The organism is Halopseudomonas bauzanensis (assembly GCF_900114735.1).
In the GTDB taxonomy this organism is placed as follows: domain Bacteria; phylum Pseudomonadota; class Gammaproteobacteria; order Pseudomonadales; family Pseudomonadaceae; genus Halopseudomonas; species Halopseudomonas bauzanensis.
Genome location: NZ_FOUA01000001.1, coordinates 668,054 through 687,873, shown reverse-complemented (window position 1 = coordinate 687,873; position 19,820 = coordinate 668,054). Strand labels below are relative to the sequence as shown.

Annotated in this window: 23 protein-coding genes; 11 read left to right on the top strand and 12 right to left on the bottom strand. The window is 60.3% G+C overall.

Features of this window, described 5'->3' with window-relative positions; genetic code table 11:
- Positions 1–157: 157 nt before the first annotated feature.
- From BM267_RS03250 to purM, 3 genes are read right to left on the bottom strand one after another with little or no spacing between them, the layout of a single operon-like run.
- Positions 158–916, bottom strand: a complete 759-nt coding sequence (locus BM267_RS03250) for a DUF3108 domain-containing protein (protein ID WP_051610699.1) — start codon at positions 914–916, stop codon at positions 158–160.
- Positions 909–1,580 carry a phosphoribosylglycinamide formyltransferase gene (gene purN, locus BM267_RS03245; protein WP_074777908.1) on the bottom strand — a complete coding sequence of 224 codons (672 nt, stop codon included), beginning with the start codon at positions 1,578–1,580 and terminating at the stop codon, positions 909–911. The genes BM267_RS03250 and purN overlap by 8 nt, the downstream gene beginning before the upstream one ends.
- Positions 1,577–2,644: a phosphoribosylformylglycinamidine cyclo-ligase gene (gene purM, locus BM267_RS03240; protein ID WP_036988572.1), complete on the bottom strand. Its 1,068-nt coding sequence runs from the start codon at positions 2,642–2,644 to the stop codon at positions 1,577–1,579. Before purM ends, purN begins: the two co-directional genes overlap by 4 nt.
- A 191-nt stretch (positions 2,645–2,835) precedes the next feature.
- Between purM and BM267_RS03235 the strand changes: the two genes are divergently transcribed.
- The gene (locus BM267_RS03235; RefSeq protein ID WP_036988573.1) at positions 2,836–4,017 is read left to right on the top strand and encodes a DUF2066 domain-containing protein; all 1,182 of its coding nucleotides are present in this window, start codon (positions 2,836–2,838) and stop codon (positions 4,015–4,017) included.
- 55 nt (positions 4,018–4,072) lie between these two features.
- Positions 4,073–4,780: a DnaA regulatory inactivator Hda gene (hda, locus tag BM267_RS03230; protein WP_036988574.1), complete on the top strand. Its 708-nt coding sequence runs from the start codon at positions 4,073–4,075 to the stop codon at positions 4,778–4,780.
- On the opposite strand, the gene BM267_RS03225 is transcribed toward hda, so the two are convergent.
- From BM267_RS03225 to arsC, 3 genes are read right to left on the bottom strand one after another with little or no spacing between them, the layout of a single operon-like run.
- Complete coding sequence (locus BM267_RS03225; RefSeq protein WP_036988575.1) at positions 4,781–5,200, bottom strand: DUF2069 domain-containing protein; 420 nt, start codon at positions 5,198–5,200, stop codon at positions 4,781–4,783.
- On the bottom strand, positions 5,187–5,804 hold the full coding sequence (gene wrbA / locus BM267_RS03220; protein WP_036988576.1) for an NAD(P)H:quinone oxidoreductase: 618 nt from the start codon (positions 5,802–5,804) through the stop codon (positions 5,187–5,189). Before wrbA ends, BM267_RS03225 begins: the two co-directional genes overlap by 14 nt.
- Entirely contained in the window at positions 5,801–6,154 is a 354-nt protein-coding gene (gene arsC, locus BM267_RS03215) for an arsenate reductase (glutaredoxin) (protein WP_036988577.1), read from the bottom strand. Before arsC ends, wrbA begins: the two co-directional genes overlap by 4 nt.
- A gap of 151 nt (positions 6,155–6,305) precedes the next feature.
- On the opposite strand from arsC, the gene BM267_RS03210 reads away from it, so the two are divergent.
- Both BM267_RS03210 and BM267_RS03205 read left to right on the top strand, forming a co-directional pair.
- Entirely contained in the window at positions 6,306–7,559 is a 1,254-nt protein-coding gene (locus tag BM267_RS03210; RefSeq protein WP_074777910.1) for a YihY family inner membrane protein, read from the top strand.
- Complete coding sequence (locus BM267_RS03205; protein ID WP_074777912.1) at positions 7,559–7,996, top strand: TlpA family protein disulfide reductase; 438 nt, start codon at positions 7,559–7,561, stop codon at positions 7,994–7,996. The genes BM267_RS03210 and BM267_RS03205 overlap by 1 nt, the downstream gene beginning before the upstream one ends.
- Positions 7,997–7,999: 3 nt before the next feature.
- Here the strand turns inward: BM267_RS03205 and BM267_RS03200 are convergent, their stop codons facing one another.
- The 4 genes from BM267_RS03200 to BM267_RS03185 form a co-directional block, all read right to left on the bottom strand.
- Entirely contained in the window at positions 8,000–8,581 is a 582-nt protein-coding gene (locus BM267_RS03200) for a lytic transglycosylase domain-containing protein (protein WP_074777913.1), read from the bottom strand.
- Position 8,582: 1 nt separating this feature from the next.
- Positions 8,583–9,269: a hypothetical protein gene (locus BM267_RS03195; protein ID WP_074777915.1), complete on the bottom strand. Its 687-nt coding sequence runs from the start codon at positions 9,267–9,269 to the stop codon at positions 8,583–8,585.
- A gap of 11 nt (positions 9,270–9,280) precedes the next feature.
- Positions 9,281–11,017 carry a proline--tRNA ligase gene (locus tag BM267_RS03190; protein ID WP_074777917.1) on the bottom strand — a complete coding sequence of 579 codons (1,737 nt, stop codon included), beginning with the start codon at positions 11,015–11,017 and terminating at the stop codon, positions 9,281–9,283.
- A 174-nt stretch (positions 11,018–11,191) separates the two neighbouring features.
- Positions 11,192–12,460: an OprD family porin gene (locus BM267_RS03185; protein WP_036988586.1), complete on the bottom strand. Its 1,269-nt coding sequence runs from the start codon at positions 12,458–12,460 to the stop codon at positions 11,192–11,194.
- A gap of 283 nt (positions 12,461–12,743) precedes the next feature.
- On the opposite strand from BM267_RS03185, the gene BM267_RS03180 reads away from it, so the two are divergent.
- Both BM267_RS03180 and BM267_RS03175 read left to right on the top strand, forming a co-directional pair.
- Positions 12,744–13,175 (top strand): HIT domain-containing protein, encoded by a 432-nt coding sequence (locus BM267_RS03180; RefSeq protein WP_074777919.1) that lies wholly within the window; start codon positions 12,744–12,746, stop codon positions 13,173–13,175.
- On the top strand, positions 13,172–13,387 hold the full coding sequence (locus tag BM267_RS03175; protein ID WP_074777921.1) for a SlyX family protein: 216 nt from the start codon (positions 13,172–13,174) through the stop codon (positions 13,385–13,387). Before BM267_RS03180 ends, BM267_RS03175 begins: the two co-directional genes overlap by 4 nt.
- Before the next feature lie 10 nt (positions 13,388–13,397).
- Here the strand turns inward: BM267_RS03175 and BM267_RS16950 are convergent, their stop codons facing one another.
- Positions 13,398–13,985, bottom strand: coding sequence for a cold-shock protein (locus BM267_RS16950; RefSeq protein ID WP_280164520.1), 588 nt, complete (start codon positions 13,983–13,985; stop codon positions 13,398–13,400).
- A 144-nt stretch (positions 13,986–14,129) separates the two neighbouring features.
- A complete protein-coding gene (locus tag BM267_RS03165) occupies positions 14,130–14,600 on the bottom strand; it encodes a Dps family protein (protein WP_074777923.1) in 471 nt (156 codons plus the stop codon).
- 245 nt (positions 14,601–14,845) lie between these two features.
- Between BM267_RS03165 and aspS the strand changes: the two genes are divergently transcribed.
- From aspS to ruvB, 5 genes are all read left to right on the top strand, one after another.
- Positions 14,846–16,621, top strand: a complete 1,776-nt coding sequence (gene aspS, locus BM267_RS03160) for an aspartate--tRNA ligase (RefSeq protein ID WP_036988594.1) — start codon at positions 14,846–14,848, stop codon at positions 16,619–16,621.
- Between the two features lie 139 nt (positions 16,622–16,760).
- Entirely contained in the window at positions 16,761–17,507 is a 747-nt protein-coding gene (locus BM267_RS03155; protein WP_036988595.1) for a YebC/PmpR family DNA-binding transcriptional regulator, read from the top strand.
- Between the two features lie 69 nt (positions 17,508–17,576).
- Positions 17,577–18,107 (top strand): crossover junction endodeoxyribonuclease RuvC, encoded by a 531-nt coding sequence (ruvC, locus tag BM267_RS03150; protein WP_036988596.1) that lies wholly within the window; start codon positions 17,577–17,579, stop codon positions 18,105–18,107.
- Between the two features lie 11 nt (positions 18,108–18,118).
- Entirely contained in the window at positions 18,119–18,724 is a 606-nt protein-coding gene (gene ruvA / locus BM267_RS03145) for a Holliday junction branch migration protein RuvA (RefSeq protein WP_074777926.1), read from the top strand.
- A gap of 44 nt (positions 18,725–18,768) precedes the next feature.
- Positions 18,769–19,812, top strand: coding sequence for a Holliday junction branch migration DNA helicase RuvB (gene ruvB, locus BM267_RS03140; protein WP_036988598.1), 1,044 nt, complete (start codon positions 18,769–18,771; stop codon positions 19,810–19,812).
- The last annotated feature ends 8 nt before the right edge of the window (positions 19,813–19,820 follow it).

Below are 19,820 nucleotides of genomic sequence, written 5' to 3'. Positions count from 1 at the left end.
GGCACCGAAAAGCAGTACCTGCGGTAATTGAAAGCAGGGGAGCGGCAATCCGAAAGTGGTGGGATGCCGTAGGAACTGATGAGGCCGCAGGTTTCGGGGCGTAGCGCACCTGCGCTACGCCAATGGCCCTTTGGCCGCGCAGCGTCCGATCTTGCTGTCAGTCACTCTTGACCGGCGTGCCGATCACCGGCTCGCCATCCAGCGTCGCTTCCTTGAGCATGATCTGATAATGCTGACCGTCAGTCTCAATCTGGCTCAGGCGGACCAGCAGATACTGCCAATCCTTGGCGAACCACAAGGTTGTCTCCCGCTTGGCGTCGGGCTCGCGTACGCGTTCGACCTCCACGGCGTCAAACTGCCCGGCGCGGGTGGTGACGCGTTTCTCACCGGTGACGCGGAAGCGGTATTCCTCTATCTCGTCTTCATCCGCTACCCGATAACTCATCTCGGTCTTGCCTGCCATCAGATCGCGCTGCAGGGCCAGTTGATAAGTGGTGCGGTCGAGCAGTCCGGGTTCGGCCGGCAGGCTGAAGGATTCCTTCTTATGCTCGCCGGTGACTACGCCGGCTTCCCAGTCAAAGTTCTGTGTGGTCACGCGGCCACGGCCCAGGCCCTTGCGCTCGTAGCGATAACTGAGCGGGATCAACTGGTCGTTCTCCAACCGCAGCTGGCTTTCCTCGTTCAGCCTTGCGACGAACATGCCGGCATGGAAGGACAGGGTCCAGGTACCGTCGGGGTTGGCCTGCAGGCTGTGCGTGGCCTCGCCGTTGACCGGAATCTTCTTCATGTCGGCAGCGTAGCTGGCGGTAAAGGGAACCAGCTCCTGCGCGTGGACCAGGCTGCTGCCGAGAGCCAGTACCGCGGCGGCCAGCCAGCGGCCCGGGCGACGGAACAAGAGCGAACTGCTGTCAATCATGCAAATGACCTCGCGTATCTGCTTCGAATTGATCCAGCCTGAGGCCACAGGGAGCGATAGGTGTGCCATCCAGGCAAGCTTGGCCGTCCTCCAGCCGCAGGCGACCGCTGACGTACAGCATAGCAGCCAGTGGATAGAGTCGATGTTCTGTGTCCCGCACCCGTGCAGCTAGGGTGTCGGGCGTATCATCGGCCAGCACCGGCACATGGGACTGCATGATAGCCGGGCCGCCATCGAGCTCCTCGGTGACGAAATGCACCGTGGCGCCATGCTCGCGGTCGCCGGCCTCCAGTGCCCGCCGGTGAGTGTGCAGGCCGGTGTACTTCGGCAGCAGCGACGGATGGATATTCAGCAGGCGCCCCTGATAGTGCTGAACGAACTCGGAGGTGAGGATGCGCATGAATCCGGCCAGAATGACCAGGTCGGGCGCATGGGTATCGATGAGCGCGGCGAGTGCCTGATCATAGGTGGCTCGGTCGGCGAATTCTCGATGATCGAGAACGGCGCCAGGAATACCGGCCCTGGCGGCGCGCTCCAGACCGAAGGCATCGGCGCGGTTGGAAATCACCGCGACAATGTCAGCCTGCCGGGCATGCAGAGTATCGATAAAAGCCTGCAGGTTGCTGCCTGATCCGGAGATCAGGACGACGATGCGGCAGCTCATCCGCGGCCGTTACGCAGTACTACAGCCTCACCGTTGGCAGCGGCATTGTCGATGGAACCGATGATCCAGGGTTGCTCGCCGGCGTCCTTCAGTACCTGCAAGGCGTTGTCGGCCTGATCGGCCGCGACGCAGATGACCATCCCGACGCCGCAGTTGAGCACGCGGTGCATCTCGGTTTCGTCGACGTTGCCCTGTTCTTGCAGCCAGTCGAATACCGCCGGGCGCTGCCAGCTGCTCAGATCGATGATGGCGCTGGCACCTTCTGGCAGCACGCGGGGAATGTTCTCCAGCAGGCCGCCACCGGTGATGTGAGCCATGGCTTTCACTGCGCCGGTCTGCTTGATCAGCTGCAGCAGGGCCTTGACGTAGATGCGCGTTGGCGCCATCAGCAGGTCGGTCAGCGGCTGGCCATCCAACTGCACGTTCTTGATGTCGGCACCGGCGACTTCGATGATCTTGCGAATCAGCGAGTAGCCATTGGAGTGCGGGCCGGAAGAGGGCAGGGCCAGCAGCACGTCGCCGGGCTGGACCTTGGTGCCATCAATGATCTCGGCCTTTTCCACTACGCCGACGCAGAAGCCAGCCAGGTCATAGTCATCACCTTCGTACATGCCGGGCATTTCCGCGGTCTCGCCACCCACCAGGGCGCAGCCGGCCAGTTCGCATCCAGCGCCGATACCGGTGACCACCTGGGCGGCGACATCGACATTCAATTTGCCAGTGGCATAGTAGTCAAGGAAAAACAGCGGCTCAGCACCACAGACCACCAGGTCGTTCACACACATGGCCACCAGGTCGATGCCGATCTGGTCATGTTTGTTCAGGTCCATCGCCAGGCGCAGCTTGGTGCCGACGCCGTCCGTGCCCGAGACCAGTACCGGCTGGGTGTAGCCCGCCGGGATTTCACAGAGCGCCCCGAAGCCACCCAGCCCCCCCATGACTTCCGGGCGCGCGGTACGTTTGGCGACATGTTTGATGCGATCGACAAGGGCATTTCCGGCGTCTATGTCGACCCCGGCGTCCTTGTAGCTGATGGAAGGCTTGGCGGGCTTTTGGCTGCTCATGCGTGGGTCTCGAGTGATCAAAGTGGGGAACGCGCTAGTGTACCAATTCATCGCGCAGGCGACCATGCTCCGACGACTTTACACCGCTACGGTTGCTGCCGCTCCAGTGCTTGTTTAATGTATGCGCTTTAGGGCCGCTGTTTCACCGCCGTTTCGAGGCTGACAGTCGCATTCACCAGATGGAATTACCCATGCGTTTCAAGCAAAGAGTCCGGCTGCTTCTATTGTGCGTTGCTGCCCTGGCGTCGTTCAATCTCAGCGCTGCGGTGCTGGATGATCTCTATCGGGTGCAGGTCGCTCAGGCCGAGGACCAAAGCCGGGACGACGCGCTGCGGGGGGCCACCCGGGTTATGTTCCAGCGTCTGGTGGGCAGTGATGTGGAACTGCAGCGTGGCCCCTTGGCCAATGCGATGAAATCGCCACAAGACATGATGCGCCGCATTGGTACAGCGGAGGGTGGCCAGCTTCGCATTGAATTCGACTCCCAAGCGCTGACCAAGCTGGTGCGCGAGGCCGGGTTGCCCGCCCTGGGCCGCAACCGTCCGGGTATCGTGCTCTGGGCGGTAGAAGCCAACGAGCTGGGTGATCGTACTCTGAGCCCGGTCAGTGCCTGGGCATTGACCTTGAAAGAAGCGGCGGCGCATCGCGGCGTTGCCCTGAGTTTTCCGCTGGGTGACCTGCAGGACATGAGCCAGGTCGACGAGCAACTGATCCGTCAGGCCAGCCGGGACGAGCTGCTGGCGGCCAGTGAGCGCTATCCAGTAGAGGGCACCTTGGCGATGACGGTGACGGGAGAAGGGGATCAGAGCGCGCTGGACTGGACATTGTGGCTGAATGACCGGAGCGATTCGGGGCGCATCACTGGCACCGCCGAGGCCGCCGCGGATGAGCTGATGGTCGCTATCGCCAATGCGGTATTCACTCAATATGCGACACCCGCCGGCGCTGCCGACGGGGCGTCCGGCTGGCGTTTGCATGTCGAGGGCATCAATAGCGTGGCCGATTATGCCGGTCTGCTGCGTTCGGTGAATCAACTGGGCTCCCAGACTCCGCAGTTGATCGCCATCGAGGGTGACAAGGTGCAGCTGCAAGTGAGTTTCCCCGGCAGCGAAGCCCAGCTGGAACGCTTGCTCAATCTGGATATGCGTCTGCAACGCATGCCTGAGCCAATAGTTGAGCAGCCTGTTGCTACCGAGCTGCCGAGCGACCCGGCAGATGTCGGGATGGCGCCCGAGGAGGATGTCGGTCTTGCTCAGGAGCCTGGCGCCGAGCCGGCTGAAGCCCCGCTGCCGATTGCTGAGCCCGAGCAGAACCAGCCCGCGGTGCCTGCCACCCCGACGCTACCCACCTTATATTTCCGCTGGCGTGGCTGATGATGACGCATCGGCTGCTGGGCAGCGGAGCGACACATAAGGTGGAATCGGTCTGATGGCGCAACCCATGCAGCTGCCCCTGGGCGTCAAACTCCGGGACGAAGCCACCTTCGACAATTATTATCCCGGCTCCAATGCCGGCGTGCTGGCAGCGCTGCAAGTCCTGGCCGACGTCCAATCTGCGCCGGCCGAGCTGTATATCTACCTGTGGGGGGCGTCTGGCAGCGGTCGTTCGCATTTGTTGCAGGCCGCCTGTCACCGGATGGCGGAAACAGGCGGCCTGGCGATGTATCTGCCGTTGGCCGAGCTGCTGGATCACGGTCCGGGATTGCTGGAAGGTATGGAGCAGTTCGACTTGTTGTGTCTGGATGAACTGGATGCGCTGGCGGGCCGGGAGGAGTGGGAGGAAGCCCTGTTCCACCTCTACAACCGCATTCAGCAACGCCAAGGGCGGCTGCTGATTGCCGCCGCCGCCGCGCCCCGGGCGTTGCCATTGCAACTACCGGACCTGGTCTCGCGCCTCGGTTGGGGGCTGGTATTCCAATTGCAGGTGTTGGATGACGACGGCAAGCAGCAGATGCTCAAGTTGCGCGCCGAGCGGCGCGGCCTGCAAATGCCCGATGAGGTGGCGCGCTATATTCTCAGTCGTGGCGCGCGGGGCATGAGTGAGCTGTTTTCCGCCCTTGAGCAGCTGGACCAGGCATCCCTGCAGGCCCAGCACCGATTGACCATTCCTTTCGTCAAACGGGTAATGGGTTGGTAATCAGGCTCCGGCGGGGTGTAATGCACGTACCCGCTGCGCCTGGAAACTCCAGCGTACATAGCCCAGTGCAGTGATGAAATACAGCACGCTGGTACCCACCAGAATGGCGCCATAGAGTTCACGCCCCGGCTGAAAGCAGGTCTGTACCCCATAGATGAAATACAGGTTGATGGCAAAGCACAGCCAGGCATGGGCGCGCACATTACCCAGGGCAATACCCGGCAGAAAGATCAGCAGCGGTACCAGCAATACACCGATGATTACCACCGGATTGGCACCATGCAGGTCGGCGATGAAGGCGTTGTAGATGAACAGGCACAGCAACAGCCCGGCATAGCCCAGCGCTGCGAGCAGGCGGCTGATACGTATGCGCGGTTCCAGGTAATGCAGTGATGGCAAGGGTTTGTCAGCTTTGGACATGAACGGCTCCGGCCAGTAGCTGACGAGTGACCGTGGCCACGCGTTTGCCGAGTGCCCGGCACAGGGCAGTCTCGTGACTGTCCAGCGGGCGGGAGCCGTCGCCACCGGCCAGATGGCTGGCACCATAGGGTGTACCACCCCCGCGGGTCTCGGTGAGTGCGGCCTCGCTGTAGGGCAGGCCGACCAGCAGCATGCCATGGTGCAGCAGCGGCAGCTGCATGGAGAGCAGGGTGCTTTCCTGCCCGCCGTGCATGCTGGCGGTGGTGGTGAATACGGCGGCTGGCTTGCCGGACAGGCTGCCAGACAGCCACAGGCTGCTGGTGCCGTCGATGAAGTATTTCAGCGGCGCTGCCATGTTGCCGAAGCGGGTTGGACTGCCGAGTACCAACGCCGCGCAATTCTTCAGGTCATCCTCGGTGCAGTAGAGCGCGCCGCTGTCGGGGATTTCCGGAGCGCTGGCGCGAGTCTCGGTGGTTACCTTGGGAACCGTGCGCAGGCGCGCTTCCAGGCCGGCCTGCTCGATACCTTCGGCAATCAGACGGGCCATCTTGGCGGTAGCGCCGTTATGGCTGTAATACAGCACCAGAACATAGGGATCATTCATGCGTACAGCTCCAATACCCGCTCCGGCGGGCGCGCAATGATGGCCTTGCCGTCACGGATGACGATGGGACGCTCGATCAGGCGTGGGTAGTCCACCATGGCCTGAACCAATTCGGCTTCGCTCAGATCGGGGTCGTCCAGCTGCAATTCCTTGTAGACATTTTCTCCCTTGCGCATCAGCTCGCGTGCGGAGAGGCCCAGTTGCTGCAGCAGGGCGCTGAGGGTGGCGCTGTCGGGCGGTGTGTCTATGTACTGGATGACTTCCAGTTCATCGCCTTGCTGTTCCAGCAGCGCCAGTGCCTGGCGTGATTTGGAGCAGCGGGGGTTGTGATAGATGCTTACCCTGGACATGGCAATCTCCGTTCAGGTCGGATTCGATCCGCCGCGCTGTGGCCGGGGCGGGGTATGAAGGCTATTCTAAGCGCTTGAAGACCATTGACAACCACCCCGTCTCGCCAGGGAGGCAATGGACTATGAGGGTATCGTTTTTCAGGGAGTCTGAATGCCGCGTCAACTGCAACTGCTATGGTACTTCTGCCGTTATCTGTTCCGGCGGTTCGGCGAGGACAACTGCGCCAAAAATGCCGCAGCTCTGACCTATACGACCCTGTTCGCGGTAGTGCCGGTGATGACGGTTACCTATGCGATGCTGGCGGCAATACCGGCATTCAATCAGGTGGGCGGGCAGGTCGAGACCTTCATCTTCGACAATTTCGTTCCTTCCACCGGGGCGACCCTGCGTGAATACCTATCCGAGTTCTCCCAGCAAGCCCGGCAGCTGACCGGCATTGGCGTGGCGCTGCTGATGGTGACCGCGCTGCTGATGTTGCTGAACATCGAGAAAGCATTCAATGCCATCTGGCGAATACGCTACCCGCGTCGGGGCATTTCCAGTTTCCTGCTGTACTGGGCGGTGTTGAGTCTGGGGCCGCTGCTGCTGGGAGCAGGGTTTGTGGTCAGTACCTATCTGGCATCTTTGTCCTTTCTATCCGGCGATGCGGTGTTGGCATCTGCCTGGCGGCAACTGCTGGGCTGGTTGCCGCTGCTGCTGAGCATCGCGGCCTTTACGCTGATCTATGTGGCGGTGCCCAATACCCGGGTGCGGCTCAAGCATGCTTTTGCCGGGGGGCTGCTGGTGGCCCTGCTGTTCGAGGGGGCCAAGGCCAGCTTTGCTCTTTATGTGGCGTTGTTTCCGAGCTTTCAGCTGATCTATGGTGCCTTCGCGGCGTTTCCGCTGTTTCTGCTGTGGATCTACGTCAGCTGGATGATCATTCTGTTCGGCGCCGAACTGGTCTGTAATCTGGGCAGCAGCTCTGCCTGGCAGCGTCCGACCTATCCCCGGCTGATCCATCTGCTGGCGTTGCTGCGCGTGTTTCTCCTCGCGCAGCGGCAAGGGCATACAGTGGACCTGGCACGGGTGAATGCCGCCGGTTGGGGTGTGCCGGAAGATCTGTGGCTGCAGTTGACCGAGTGGCTTGAAACCCGGCGCATCATCACTCGTGCTCAGCAGGGTGGCTATGTGCTGAGTCGGGACCTCGATCAAATGGAGCTGACGGAATTGCTGGACGCATTGCCGGAGGCTGTGCCCAGCGTGGCCTCGTTGCCGCTGTTGTTGCATGGGGATGACGTCTGGTATCCGGCGGTACGCGAAGCGCTGGTCGAGCTCGAAGACAATCGCCGCCATATCCTCGCCGGCAGTGTAAAAAACTGGCTGGGTGGGGATGGCAGGGGCGCATCGATTACTGGGGAGGAATAATGAGAACTGCTTTGTTGGGCGTCATTCTGGGCGCCGGGGTACTGCTGGCTGGCTGCGGTGAGGAGCGCTGGCTGGATCATCGTGGTGAGAGCGTCAGTCGGGCAGATCTGCAGGACCGCTGGATGGTGGTGAACTATTGGGCCGAATGGTGCGCACCCTGCCGACATGAATTGCCCGAGTTCAACAGTCTGGCAAAAAGACCGAACGTGGCGGTATTCGGCGTTAACTATGATGGCATCAGCGGTAATGAGTTGCATGAGCTGGCAGATGAAATGGATATCGAATTTGCCGTGATGGGGCAGGACTTCGTCGACAGCTTTGGCCTCGAACGTCCGCAGGTATTGCCGACCACTTACGTCTTCAACCCCGATGGGAAGTTACTGCACAGCCTGGCGGGACCACAGACCGAGGAGACATTACTGGCGCTGCTGGAATAGGGGCTAGTCCTTTACATACCAGTACCGATACCAGTACTCCTGTACCTTGTCCGGATAGCGGTGACTGCCCAGGCTGCCGTTGTAGCGTGCCAGGGCTCGGCGCAGATCGCCTTTTTCCAGGTCGAGATAATATTTGAGGATGGTGCAGCCGTAGCGCAGGTTGGTCGCCAGATCGATCAGATTATCGTCGGGGCGGCCCAGCTCGTTTTTCCAGAATGGCATCACCTGCATCACACCCTGGGCGCCGACGCGGGACAGGGCGTAGCGGTCGAACAGGCTTTCCACATGGATCACCGCCAACACCAGGTCGGGTTTCAGGCCGGCCTGACGGGCTTCCCGATGCACCAGCTGCAGAAAACGCAGCCGTTCCGCTTCGTCGGGCAAATAGCGGCGCAGCCGGGTAGACATATCCAGCAACCAGACTTCGGCATCGAAGGCGTCGGCGAAGCTGTCTGCCTGGGACACGGTATGCATCAGCAGGGCCCGCAGATCGGGATCGACCGGTGAGTGCGGCTGGTTGGCCGCCGCTGCCGCCGGGGCGAGGCTCATGGCAAGGCAGAACACAATCCATGTGTAGCGTGGCATATCAGGGCTGCTTGCCGCCCTCCAGTGTTTGCAGGAACTCGGCCTGCAACTCGGGATCACCGACCGTCAACACGATGAGCATGTTCTCCAGCTGGTTGGATTCCTCTTCCAGGCCCAGGGCATCGAGACGGCGGATACGATAGACCCACTGTTCGACGCCGCTTTCCTCCAGGTTGTCATGCACCAGCATCACCGCTTCGCGCAGGACCGAACGCAGCTCACGACTGATAAGCAGCGTCTGCTCGGCAACCACACCTGGTCCGGCGCGGGCGATAAGCTGAACGGCGCGCAGGTTCTCGAAATCGAGTTCAACGAATTGCTCGTCCAGCAGGTTCAACCGCAGCACGCCATCATGGTTGGTACGCAATGCGAAACGCCGATCTTCGGCGATCATGCTGACCAGCTGATTGTCCCACGGCAGTGCCTGGTAGCTCTCATGACTGTTGGTCAGCCGATCACGGTCATCAAACTCAGTTACCCGGTGCAACCATTGCTCGGTCACCCGGATATTGCGTTGGGGAGAAGCCAACACCCGTTGTTCGCCAGCATCGATGTGCAGATTGTGGCTGACCAGCTCACGCTCCACGCGCACGGTCGCGGCCCCCGAGGGCTGCGGCTGACTGCTGCAGGCCGTCAGGGTCAGTCCGGCGCATAGCCACAGGGCCCAGGGCAGCATCGGTTGACGCATTCCAAGTGATCTCATTGGGTGCAGGTGCGTTCAAGCAGGAAGTTGAGCATCTCGGCTGCTGGCACGCTGCTTGCTTCCTGATCGCGGCGGTATTTGTATTCCAGCTGCCCTTCGGCCAGTCCGCGATCACTGATCACCACGCGGTGGGGGATGCCGATCAGATCCATATCGGCAAACTTCATACCGGGGCTCACTTTCTTGTCACGATCATCCAGCAGCACTTCGACGCCGGCTTGCTGCAGGCTCTTATACAGCTGCTCGGTGGCTTCGCGTACTGCCTCGGAGCTTTCCATCTTCATCGGCACCAGTGCCACCTGGAAAGGCGCCAGCGCGTCCGGCCAGATGATTCCGCGGGCGTCATAGTTCTGCTCGATGGCCGAAGCGACCACGCGGGATACACCGATACCGTAGCAGCCCATGATCAGGGTCGACATCTTGCCCTGCTCATTGAGCACGTTGCAGTTCATGGCTTCGCTGTACTTTTTGCCCAACTGGAAGATATGGCCGACCTCGATACCGCGCTTGATCACCAGGGTGCCATTGCCATCCGGGCTGATATCGCCTTCGACTACGTTGCGCAGGTCCGCCACTTCGTCGAAACGGGCATCGCGTTCCCAGTTCACGCCACGCAGATGCTTGCCGTCCTGGTTCGCCCCGCAGACAAAGTCCGCCAGATGGGCAGCGCTGTGGTCGGCAATGACATGCATGTTCAGGGCGATCGGTCCGATGGAGCCAGGCTTGCAGCCGATGGCCTGCTGGATCTGCGCTTCACTGGCGAAGGTCAGCGGGGCATGGATGGCAGGGTGGTTCTCGGCCTTGATCTCGTTCAGCTCATGATCGCCGCGCAGGACCAGTGCCACCAGCGGTTGCGGTGCGCCTTCTTCCTTGGCCACGCCCAGCACGATCAGAGACTTGACGGTACGCTCGGCCGGCAGGCCGAGGAACTCGCATACAGCGTCGATGGTCTGCTGGTTCGGGGTGTCCACCAGCGCCTTGTCTTCGGCGGCAGCAGGGCGCTCACCTTGCGGGGGCTGGGCCGTGGCCTTTTCTATATTGGCGGCGTAGCTGCCGGTGTCGGAAAAGACGATGGCATCTTCGCCGGAATCGGCGAGTACATGAAATTCATGGGAGCCTTCGCCGCCGATCGAGCCGTTGTCAGCCACCACCGGGCGGTAATCCAGCCCCAGACGGCTGAAGATATTGCAATAAGCCTGATACATGCGGTCGTAGGTCTGCTGCAGCGAGCCCTGCTCCAGATGGAAGGAGTAGGCGTCCTTCATGCTGAACTCGCGGGACCGCATCAGGCCGAAGCGTGGACGGATCTCATCGCGGAATTTGGTCTGGATCTGATACAGGTTGAGCGGCAACTGCTTGTAGCTGCTGATCTCGTTGCGCGCCAGATCGGTGATGACTTCCTCATGAGTCGGCCCCACGCAGAATTCACGGCCATGACGGTCCTGCAGGCGCAGCAGTTCGGGGCCGTATTGTTCCCAGCGGCCCGACTCCTGCCACAGCTCCGCCGGCTGGATCGCCGGCATCAGTACTTCGAGCGCACCGGCACTGTCCATCTCCTCGCGTACCACCTTCTCCACTTTGCGCAGTACCCGCAGGCCCATCGGCAGCCAGGTGTACAGACCTGAGGCGATCTTGCGGATCATGCCGGCCCGCAGCATCAACTGATGACTGATAACGGTCGCGTCGGCGGGAGTTTCCTTGAGGGTGGAGATCAGATATTGACTGGTACGCATGGGCGGAGAAGGTCCTGAGGGCAGAATCGAAGAATGCGGCTTATTGTACGTTCGTCCCCTGACGGCGTATAGCCTGCCACAGGGCAGACCACGGTGCTGCTGCAGCTGTTCCGTCGGACGGTCAGGCAAGAAAAAACCCGGCCAGGGCCGGGTTCTTTCTTGCAGCTGGGTTGCTTAGAGCAGATTCCAGGTGTAGGAAGCGATCAGACGGTTTTCGTCGATGTCGCCGCCGAGTGCGCTGTCCTGACGGACCGTTGCGTTACGCCATACCAGGTTGACTCCCTCCAGGAAGCCGCGCTGCACGGTATAACGGATATCGGTATCACGTTCCCAGCGAGAGTCGCTGACGCCCGGTGCTGTATCGATATTGTCACCAGTGATATAGCGGGTCATGAATGTCAGACCGGGAATGCCTACACCTTCGAAGTCATAATCGTAGCGGGCCTGCCAGGAGCGCTCATCCTTGGCGTTGAAGTCGAGCACCTGCACCGAGTTGGCCAGATAGATGCCAGAGTCGAAATATTCGAAGCCGGCATCGCCGCCCATACGCTGATAGGCCAAGGTGAGATCATGGAAGCCTGCACCCAGAGTAAATGCCAGCGACGTGGCGTCGTTGTCATATTCTTCGGCAGCGGGGCTGTCATCCGAGGTCTTGTAGTGAGACAGATCGGTGGTCAGATCCAGGCCATTACCCAGATCAAGGGTGTGGGTAATCCCTGCGTAATGACGCTTCCACAGGTCTTCAGCCTTGGAGGTGTACAGCGAGGCGCTGAGGGTGTCAGCAAACTCATAGGTACCACCCAGGTAGTCGACCTTCTGGTCCTCGTCTGCAACGAAACCGCCTTCGCGTTGGGAGGACATGCCCATTTCACCGCGATCAGTCATGCGGCCGGCTTCCAGGAACAGGCCATCGAGCGAGGTATTGGAAATGCTGTAACCGAAATAATGGTTCGGCAGCAGGCGCGCATCTTCATAGTTGATGACCGGGTTTTCGGTCAGGTGTACGCCATAACGCAGAGTAGTATCACCGGCAATATTGGCTTTCACTGCGCCGCGGATCTCGGCATATTCGGCAGCGGTATCGCCATTGGAGTCGGTCGGCAGCATGTTCAGGCGACCGTTGTGACCGCCGCTGCTGTCCAGTTTGATGCCGGCTAGCGCCAGCACGTCTGCGCCCAGGCCGACCGGACCTTGGGTGTAGCCGGACTGGAAGTTGAGAATGAAGCCAGTTGCAGTTTCTTCTGCGCGGCTCATGTTGCCGGTGTTCTGGTTGGCTTGACCAGGGTCTCGGTAATCACGGTTGAAATACAGGGTGCGGCTTTCCAGCGTAGCGGTAGCACCTTCAACGAATCCTTCGCCCTGGGCTACAGCCTGGGTGGTAACAAGCCCGTTTGCCATGGCGACAGCCAGGGCGACGGAACTCCATTTGATAGTCTCTTTCATATCCTGTGCTCCTTCCTGTAATAAAGAAATGTGCTCTGGTTACAATCCCCGGGCGCAGCTTCTTCAAATCGTATCGCCTTGATTAAAGCAGTAAAGTTCCATAAATGCGAAAGCGATACGCAAAAAAACTGTCCGGCGTTCCATCACCCGGCCTCGGCTACCATTCGGCCTGGTGTATTATTGTCATGCACAGCAAGAGCTTAGCGGCTCCCTTCGCTATTTCCTTGACCTGCCTCAGATTTCGGCAGATTTTTACGCAACTTGATCCCTGTAAGGAAGTCCTATGTACCGTCTTCATCCGCAACTCGTCAATGATGGCATTTGGGTAGGCGACTTCAGTTTGAGTACGCTGTTACTGATTAATGATGTGCAGTATCCGTGGTTTGTGCTGGTGCCCAAGCGCGAGGATGTGTCTGAAATATTTCAACTAGATCAAGCTGACCGGCAGCAATTGCTGAACGAATCCTGCTGGTTAGCCGAGGCGCTGAAAGATGCTTTTTCCGCACACAAGATCAATATCGCAGCGCTGGGTAACATGGTCAGCCAGTTGCATGTACATCATATAGTTCGATATCGGCATGATCCAGCCTGGCCTGCGCCGGTATGGGGGAAGTTGCCACCGATAGCCTATACCGAGGAACAATTAAAGGATTGTATCAAGCGTTTGCAGCGCGTACTGACATCCAACATTGTCTATGCGGAGCGGTTTAGATGAATGACCAACTGATTGCGCGGATGGATGAATTGGAAATGCGGTTGGCATTTCAGGACGACACCATACAGGCGCTGAACGATGTGGTGAGCCGTCAGGAGTCGCAGCTGGAAAGATTGCAGCGGGCGCTGGAGTTGCTGGCTCGCCGGCAGGCTGATCTGGCGGCATCCATGCCGGGGGAGACGGAGGACGATCAACCTCCGCCTCATTATTGAGCAGTTGGTCTCAATCCAGCGGCTCGACATCCTCAGCCTGCAGACCCTTCTCGCGCTGGGCTACGATGAACTCCACGCGTTGACCCTCCAGCAGAACCCGATGCCCCTCGCCACGGATGGCGCGAAAGTGCACAAAGACGTCTTCGCCTTGATCCCGGGAGATGAAGCCGAAGCCTTTGCTGGTGTTGAACCATTTGACCGTGCCCATTTCACGCGGACCGGTGTTGGTGCGTCTTGCGCCACTGGAGAGCATCGCGGTCAGTGTGAGTACAGCGAACAGGCAGACAGCGGCCACGCTGATGCCTACTGCCAGGGTCAATAGGGTGGCGGCGGCTGGGTTGGCCAGCACGCTGACCAATGGAATCAGCGCGCCGATCAGCAGTAGTACCGAACCCACTACCGCCAGGGCGTTGCGCGCCGGCGAGCGGCTGCGGTTGCCATTGCTGAATTGTTGAATGTTGATGAGGCCCAGCAGCAGGGCGGTGATTGCCGAGAGATCAATGAGACCCTGCTGGCTGAAAAAAGGCATGCTGTAGTACAGGCCGGACAGCAATGCTGCCAGACCGACGATCAAGTGAAGATAACGGATATTGTTCAAAACGATTCATCCTATTGCAACTGTGGCTATGAAGGCCGGCGATAGGCCGGGTGCGCACTCTAACCCGAAACGCGTGCAGCCACAAAGAGGATAGGAGAGGGGGCGGGAGAAGCGGAGCGGGCGCAGCCCACCCCGCCTCGGCTGTTACTTTTCCAGCAGGCTGCGCAGCATCCAGGCGGTCTTTTCATGGGCTTGCATGCGCTGGGTCAGCAGGTCGGCGCTGGGCTCGTCGCTGGCCTTCTCACAGGCGGGGAAGGCCTCGCGCGCGGTACGGGCGCAGGCTTCCTGACCTTCCACCAGCAGGCGGATCATGTCGGAGGCATCCGGCACGCCATCCTCTTCCTTGATCGAGCTCAGCTCGGCGAAGGCCTTGTAGGTGCCCGGTGCCGGGAAGCCCAGGGTGCGGATACGTTCGGCAATCTCGTCGACCGCGGTCGCCAGCTCGGTGTACTGGGTCTCGAACATGGTGTGCAGGGTCTGGAACATCGGACCTTTGACGTTCCAGTGGAAGTTGTGGGTTTTCAGATACAGGGTGTAGGTATCCGCCAACAGATGGGATAGACCTTTGGCGATTTGTTCCCGATCCTTCTGGTTGATACCGATATCAATCTTCATTTTGATCTCCAGGGTTGCAGCGGAAAATGTTCACCCAGTATATGCCGTAGCAGCCCTTGCTCAAGCCCTGTTTGCTAATGGTCGGCATTGGCAGCGGCTATGGGAGATGGACATTGCGCCGGCAACGCTCGCCTGGGACAGGTGACATCGGGTATATTATGGCGCTTTTATCTATCCGCGCTGACGGATGACCAAGGTGCTTGGTCAGGACGCAGCCGCTCTGTCGAAAACAGGATTCCACACACATGATGCGTACCCACTATTGCGGCCAGTTGAACGAAACGCTGGCGGACCAGGAAGTGACACTCTGCGGTTGGGTTCACCGCCGCCGTGACCATGGTGGGGTGATTTTTCTCGATATTCGTGATCGCGAAGGTCTGGCCCAGGTGGTGTTCGACCCGGACCGTGAGGATACCTTCGCGTTAGCTGATCGGGTGCGCAGCGAGTATGTGGTCAAGGTGCGTGGCAAGGTACGCCCGCGCCCGGCCGGTGCGGTCAACCCGAACATGGCCTCCGGCGCCATCGAGGTGCTGGGCTATGAGTTGGAAGTGCTGAATCAGGCCGATACCCCACCATTCCCGCTGGACGAATATTCCGACGTTGGCGAGGAGACCCGCCTGCGTTACCGCTTCATCGACCTGCGCCGTCCGGAAATGGCCGCCAAGCTGAAGCTGCGCTCGCGTATCACCAGCAGCATCCGCCGCTATCTGGACGACAACGGCTTCCTGGATGTGGAAACGCCGATCCTGACCCGTGCTACGCCGGAAGGCGCTCGCGACTATCTGGTGCCGAGCCGCACCCATCCCGGCAATTTCTTCGCCCTGCCGCAATCGCCCCAGCTGTTCAAGCAATTGCTGATGGTGGCCGGTTTTGATCGCTACTATCAGATCGCCAAGTGCTTCCGTGACGAAGATCTGCGTGCCGACCGCCAGCCGGAATTTACCCAGATCGACATCGAGACCAGCTTCCTCGATGAAAAGGACATCATGGGGCTGACCGAAGGCATGATCCGCGGTCTGTTCAAAGAAGTGCTGGACCTGGATCTGGGCGAGTTCCCGCACATGACCTTCGAAGAAGCCATGCGCCGCTACGGTTCGGACAAGCCGGATCTGCGCATCCCGCTGGAACTGGTAGATGTTGCTGACCAACTGACTGAAGTCGACTTCAAGGTGTTCAGTGGCCCGGCCAATGATTCCAAGGGCCGCGTTGCCGCGCTGCGCGTACCGGGCGGCGCCGCCATGCCGCGCAAGCAGATCGACGACTACACCAAGTTCGTCGGTATCTACGGCGCCAAGGGCCTGGCCTACATCAAGGTCAACGAGCGCGCCAAGGGCGTCGAGGGTCTGCAATCGCCGATCGTCAAGTTCATCCCCGAGGACAATCTCAACGTCATTCTGGATCGTGTTGGCGCGGTAGATGGTGACATCGTGTTCTTCGGTGCCGACAAGGCGAAGATCGTCTCCGAGGCGCTGGGCGCGCTGCGTATTCGTCTGGGGCATGACCTGGAGCTGCTCACCTGCGAATGGGCACCGCTGTGGGTAGTGGATTTCCCGATGTTCGAAGAGAACGACGATGGCAGCCTGAGCGCGCTGCATCACCCGTTCACCGCGCCGAAATGCTCGCCGGAAGAGCTGCAGGCCAATCCGGGGGCGGCGTTGTCCCGTGCCTACGACATGGTGCTCAATGGCACCGAACTGGGTGGCGGCTCCATTCGTATCCACCGCAAGGAAATGCAGCAGGTGGTGTTCGATATTCTGGGTATCAGCGCCGATGAGCAGCAGGAGAAGTTCGGCTTCCTGCTTGATGCGCTGAAATACGGTGCGCCGCCGCATGGTGGTCTGGCCTTCGGTCTGGACCGTCTGGTGATGCTGGTAACTGGTGCGCAATCGATCCGTGAAGTGATTGCCTTCCCGAAAACCCAGAGTGCCGCCTGTGTCATGACCCAGGCCCCGGGTGCGGTAGATGCCAAGGCGTTGCGCGAACTGAGCATCCGTCTGCGTGAGCAACCGAAGGTCGAGTAAGCTGCTCGCTGCCATGGCTGGCGAAGTTTGCGGGAGATTTGTAGGAGGCTTGCGGGAGCAAGCCCGCTCCCACAGGGTATAGGCGGCGTGGCGTGGTGCGCTGCTCAATACAGGTTTTGAAGTAAGTACGGAGGATTTCATGGCTGGTCATTCCAAGTGGGCGAATATCAAGCATCGCAAGGCGGCGCAGGACGCCAAACGCGGCAAGATCTTCACCAAGCTGATTCGTGAGCTGACGGTGGCGGCCAAGTTGGGTGGCCCGGTGCCGGCAGACAATCCGCGGTTGCGCGCTGCGGTGGACAAGGCGCTGACCGCCAACATGACCCGCGACACCATCGACCGTGCCATCGCCCGCGGTGCCGGCAGTAACGATGCCGATAATATGGAAGAGCTGACCTATGAAGGTTACGGCTCCGGTGGCGTGGCGGTGCTGGTCGAGGTCATGACCGACAACCGTAATCGCACCGTCAGCGAAGTGCGCCATGCCTTCAGCAAGTGCGGTGGCAATCTGGGTACCGACGGCTCGGTCGCGTATCTGTTTACCCGCCGTGGCCAGATCAGCTACGCGCCGGGCATCGATGAAGATGGGCTAATGGAAGCGGCGCTGGAAGCCGGCGCCGAGGATGTGGTCGGCAATGATGACGGTTCTTTCGATGTGTTTACCGCATTCGAGGATTTCGGCGCGGTGAAGGATGCGCTGGACACGGCGGGATTTGCCAGCGAGGCAGCGGAAATCAGCATGATTCCCTCGACTACCACGCCGCTGGACCTGGAAACGGCGCAGAAGGTTATCCGGCTGGTCGACATGCTCGAAGACCTGGATGATGTGCAGAACGTCTACTCCAACGCCGAGATCTCGGATGACGTGCTGGAGCAGATGGAATAATCGAGGACTTCTCGATAAAAGGGAGGCGTTGCCTCCCTTTTTCTTGTCACCCCCAGGAAGGTGGATAACATGGCATTGATTCTCGGCATCGACCCCGGCTCGCGGATTACCGGCTTCGGTATCGTCCGTGAGGGGCGCAATGGCTGCGAATATGTCACCTCCGGTTGCATCCGCCTGGGTGACGGGCCGTTTCCCGAGCGCCTGAAGCAGATCTTCGACAGTCTCGGTGAGCTGATCGGCAACTATCGACCGGAGGTGCTGAGCATCGAGCAGGTATTCATGGCCCGCAACCCCGATTCTGCCCTCAAGCTGGGCCAGGCCCGTGGCGCGGCAATCGTCGCGGCGGTACACGCCGGGTTGGAAGTGCACGAATATACCGCGCGCCAGGTAAAGCAGGCGGTGGTGGGTACTGGCGCTGCGGACAAGGCCCAGGTGCAGCATATGGTTACCCAGCTGCTGGGGCTGTCCGGTACGCCCCAGGCCGACGCCGCTGATGCCCTGGCTATCGCGCTGTGTCATGCTCACTCCAGGGTCCTCAAGGAACAGGTGGGCGGCGGTGGGTTGCTGGGATTGCGCAATGGCCGCATGCGGCGTCGCTAAGGAGTAGAGAGATGATAGGTCGGCTTACAGGTGTTCTGCTGGAGAAACAGCCGCCGCACATGCTGCTGGATGTGAACGGTGTGGGTTATGAGGTGGATTCGCCCATGAGTACCTTCTATCGCCTGCCGGCAATCGGTGAGAAAACTACCCTGCATACGCACCTGGTGGTACGCGAGGATGCCCAATTGCTGTATGGCTTCGCCGAAAAGCGCGACCGCGAACTGTTCCGCGAGTTGATCCGGCTCAACGGGGTGGGTCCGAAGCTGGCGCTGGCGCTGATGTCCGGGCTGGAGGTGGATGAGCTGATTGGTGCTGTGCATGCGGAAGACGCCACTGCGTTGACCCGCGTACCGGGCGTCGGCAAGAAGACCGCCGAGCGGCTTCTGGTCGAGCTCAAGGGTAGGTTCAAGGCCTGGGAAAGCCTGCCCGGCGGGACCGCCCCGCTGGCTGCCGGCAGTACCGCTGCGATGCCAGCCTCCGGCACTGCGGACGCGGTCAGCGCGCTGATCGCGCTGGGCTACAAACCCCAGGAAGCCAGTCGTGCGGTGGCCAACATCAAGGAAGATGGACTCAGCAGTGAAGAGTTGATTCGCCGTGCCCTCAAGGGCATGGTTTAATTCCCGTATTGATCACCCGTCAATCGAAGCACCACGGAAGCCCCATGCTGGAAGAAGACCGTTTGATCGCTGCCGCACCTCGGCAGCAGGAAGAAATCATTGATCGGGCCATCCGCCCATATCGACTGGCTGATTACATCGGTCAGCCGGCGGTGCGCGAGCAGATGGAGCTGTTCATGGCGGCCGCCAGGGGGCGTAGCGAGGCGCTGGATCATGTGCTGATCTTTGGTCCGCCGGGCTTGGGCAAGACCACGCTGGCCAACATTATCGCCCAGGAAATGGGGGTGAAGATCAAGAGTACCTCCGGGCCGGTACTGGAACGGGCGGGTGATCTGGCGGCAATGCTGACCAGCCTGGAAGCCGGCGATGTGTTGTTTGTCGATGAGATTCACCGCCTTTCCCCGGTAGTCGAAGAAATTCTCTACCCGGCAATGGAGGACTATCAGCTCGACATCATGATCGGCGAAGGGCCTGCGGCGCGCTCGATCAAGCTCGACCTGCCACCTTTCACCCTGGTCGGTGCCACTACTCGTGCCGGTATGCTGACCAATCCGCTGCGTGACCGCTTCGGTATCGTCCAGCGCCTGGAGTTCTATGGGACTGAGGACCTGGCCACCATCGTTTCCCGTTCCGCTGGCATCCTGGGTCTGAAAATCCATCCTGAAGGCGCCTTCGAGATCGCCCGGCGCTCCCGTGGCACCCCACGAATTGCCAATCGCCTGCTGCGCCGGGTGCGCGATTATGCTGAGGTGCGGGGGCAGGGCAGCATCAGTCAGGACATCGCCGACAAGGCGCTGGACCTGCTCGATGTGGATGCCCAGGGCTTCGACCATATGGACCGCCGGCTGCTGCTGGCGATGATCGACAAGTTCGATGGCGGGCCAGTGGGTATCGACAGCCTGGCCGCGGCCATCAGTGAGGAGCGGCATACCATCGAGGACGTGCTTGAACCCTTCCTGATCCAGCAGGGCTTCATTATGCGCACACCGCGCGGGCGGGTGGTCACGCGCCACGCCTATCTGCATTTCGGCATGAATCTGCCTGTGGCGATGGAACAGCAGCCCGATCGGGATCTGTTCAGCCAGTGACCCTTTAT

What these genes read in the sequence shown, in the direction of transcription:
- BM267_RS03250 (WP_051610699.1), bottom strand. Translation starts at nt 916, where the DNA reads ATGATTGACAGCAGTTCGCTCTTGTTCCGTCGCCCGGGCCGCTGGCTG.
- purN (WP_074777908.1), bottom strand. Translation starts at nt 1,580, where the DNA reads ATGAGCTGCCGCATCGTCGTCCTGATCTCCGGATCAGGCAGCAACCTG.
- purM (WP_036988572.1), bottom strand. Translation starts at nt 2,644, where the DNA reads ATGAGCAGCCAAAAGCCCGCCAAGCCTTCCATCAGCTACAAGGACGCC.
- BM267_RS03235 (WP_036988573.1), top strand. Translation starts at nt 2,836, where the DNA reads ATGCGTTTCAAGCAAAGAGTCCGGCTGCTTCTATTGTGCGTTGCTGCC.
- hda (WP_036988574.1), top strand. Translation starts at nt 4,073, where the DNA reads ATGGCGCAACCCATGCAGCTGCCCCTGGGCGTCAAACTCCGGGACGAA.
- BM267_RS03225 (WP_036988575.1), bottom strand. Translation starts at nt 5,200, where the DNA reads ATGTCCAAAGCTGACAAACCCTTGCCATCACTGCATTACCTGGAACCG.
- wrbA (WP_036988576.1), bottom strand. Translation starts at nt 5,804, where the DNA reads ATGAATGATCCCTATGTTCTGGTGCTGTATTACAGCCATAACGGCGCT.
- arsC (WP_036988577.1), bottom strand. Translation starts at nt 6,154, where the DNA reads ATGTCCAGGGTAAGCATCTATCACAACCCCCGCTGCTCCAAATCACGC.
- BM267_RS03210 (WP_074777910.1), top strand. Translation starts at nt 6,306, where the DNA reads ATGCCGCGTCAACTGCAACTGCTATGGTACTTCTGCCGTTATCTGTTC.
- BM267_RS03205 (WP_074777912.1), top strand. Translation starts at nt 7,559, where the DNA reads ATGAGAACTGCTTTGTTGGGCGTCATTCTGGGCGCCGGGGTACTGCTG.
- BM267_RS03200 (WP_074777913.1), bottom strand. Translation starts at nt 8,581, where the DNA reads ATGCCACGCTACACATGGATTGTGTTCTGCCTTGCCATGAGCCTCGCC.
- BM267_RS03195 (WP_074777915.1), bottom strand. Translation starts at nt 9,269, where the DNA reads ATGCGTCAACCGATGCTGCCCTGGGCCCTGTGGCTATGCGCCGGACTG.
- BM267_RS03190 (WP_074777917.1), bottom strand. Translation starts at nt 11,017, where the DNA reads ATGCGTACCAGTCAATATCTGATCTCCACCCTCAAGGAAACTCCCGCC.
- BM267_RS03185 (WP_036988586.1), bottom strand. Translation starts at nt 12,460, where the DNA reads ATGAAAGAGACTATCAAATGGAGTTCCGTCGCCCTGGCTGTCGCCATG.
- BM267_RS03180 (WP_074777919.1), top strand. Translation starts at nt 12,744, where the DNA reads ATGTACCGTCTTCATCCGCAACTCGTCAATGATGGCATTTGGGTAGGC.
- BM267_RS03175 (WP_074777921.1), top strand. Translation starts at nt 13,172, where the DNA reads ATGAATGACCAACTGATTGCGCGGATGGATGAATTGGAAATGCGGTTG.
- BM267_RS03165 (WP_074777923.1), bottom strand. Translation starts at nt 14,600, where the DNA reads ATGAAGATTGATATCGGTATCAACCAGAAGGATCGGGAACAAATCGCC.
- aspS (WP_036988594.1), top strand. Translation starts at nt 14,846, where the DNA reads ATGATGCGTACCCACTATTGCGGCCAGTTGAACGAAACGCTGGCGGAC.
- BM267_RS03155 (WP_036988595.1), top strand. Translation starts at nt 16,761, where the DNA reads ATGGCTGGTCATTCCAAGTGGGCGAATATCAAGCATCGCAAGGCGGCG.
- ruvC (WP_036988596.1), top strand. Translation starts at nt 17,577, where the DNA reads ATGGCATTGATTCTCGGCATCGACCCCGGCTCGCGGATTACCGGCTTC.
- ruvA (WP_074777926.1), top strand. Translation starts at nt 18,119, where the DNA reads ATGATAGGTCGGCTTACAGGTGTTCTGCTGGAGAAACAGCCGCCGCAC.
- ruvB (WP_036988598.1), top strand. Translation starts at nt 18,769, where the DNA reads ATGCTGGAAGAAGACCGTTTGATCGCTGCCGCACCTCGGCAGCAGGAA.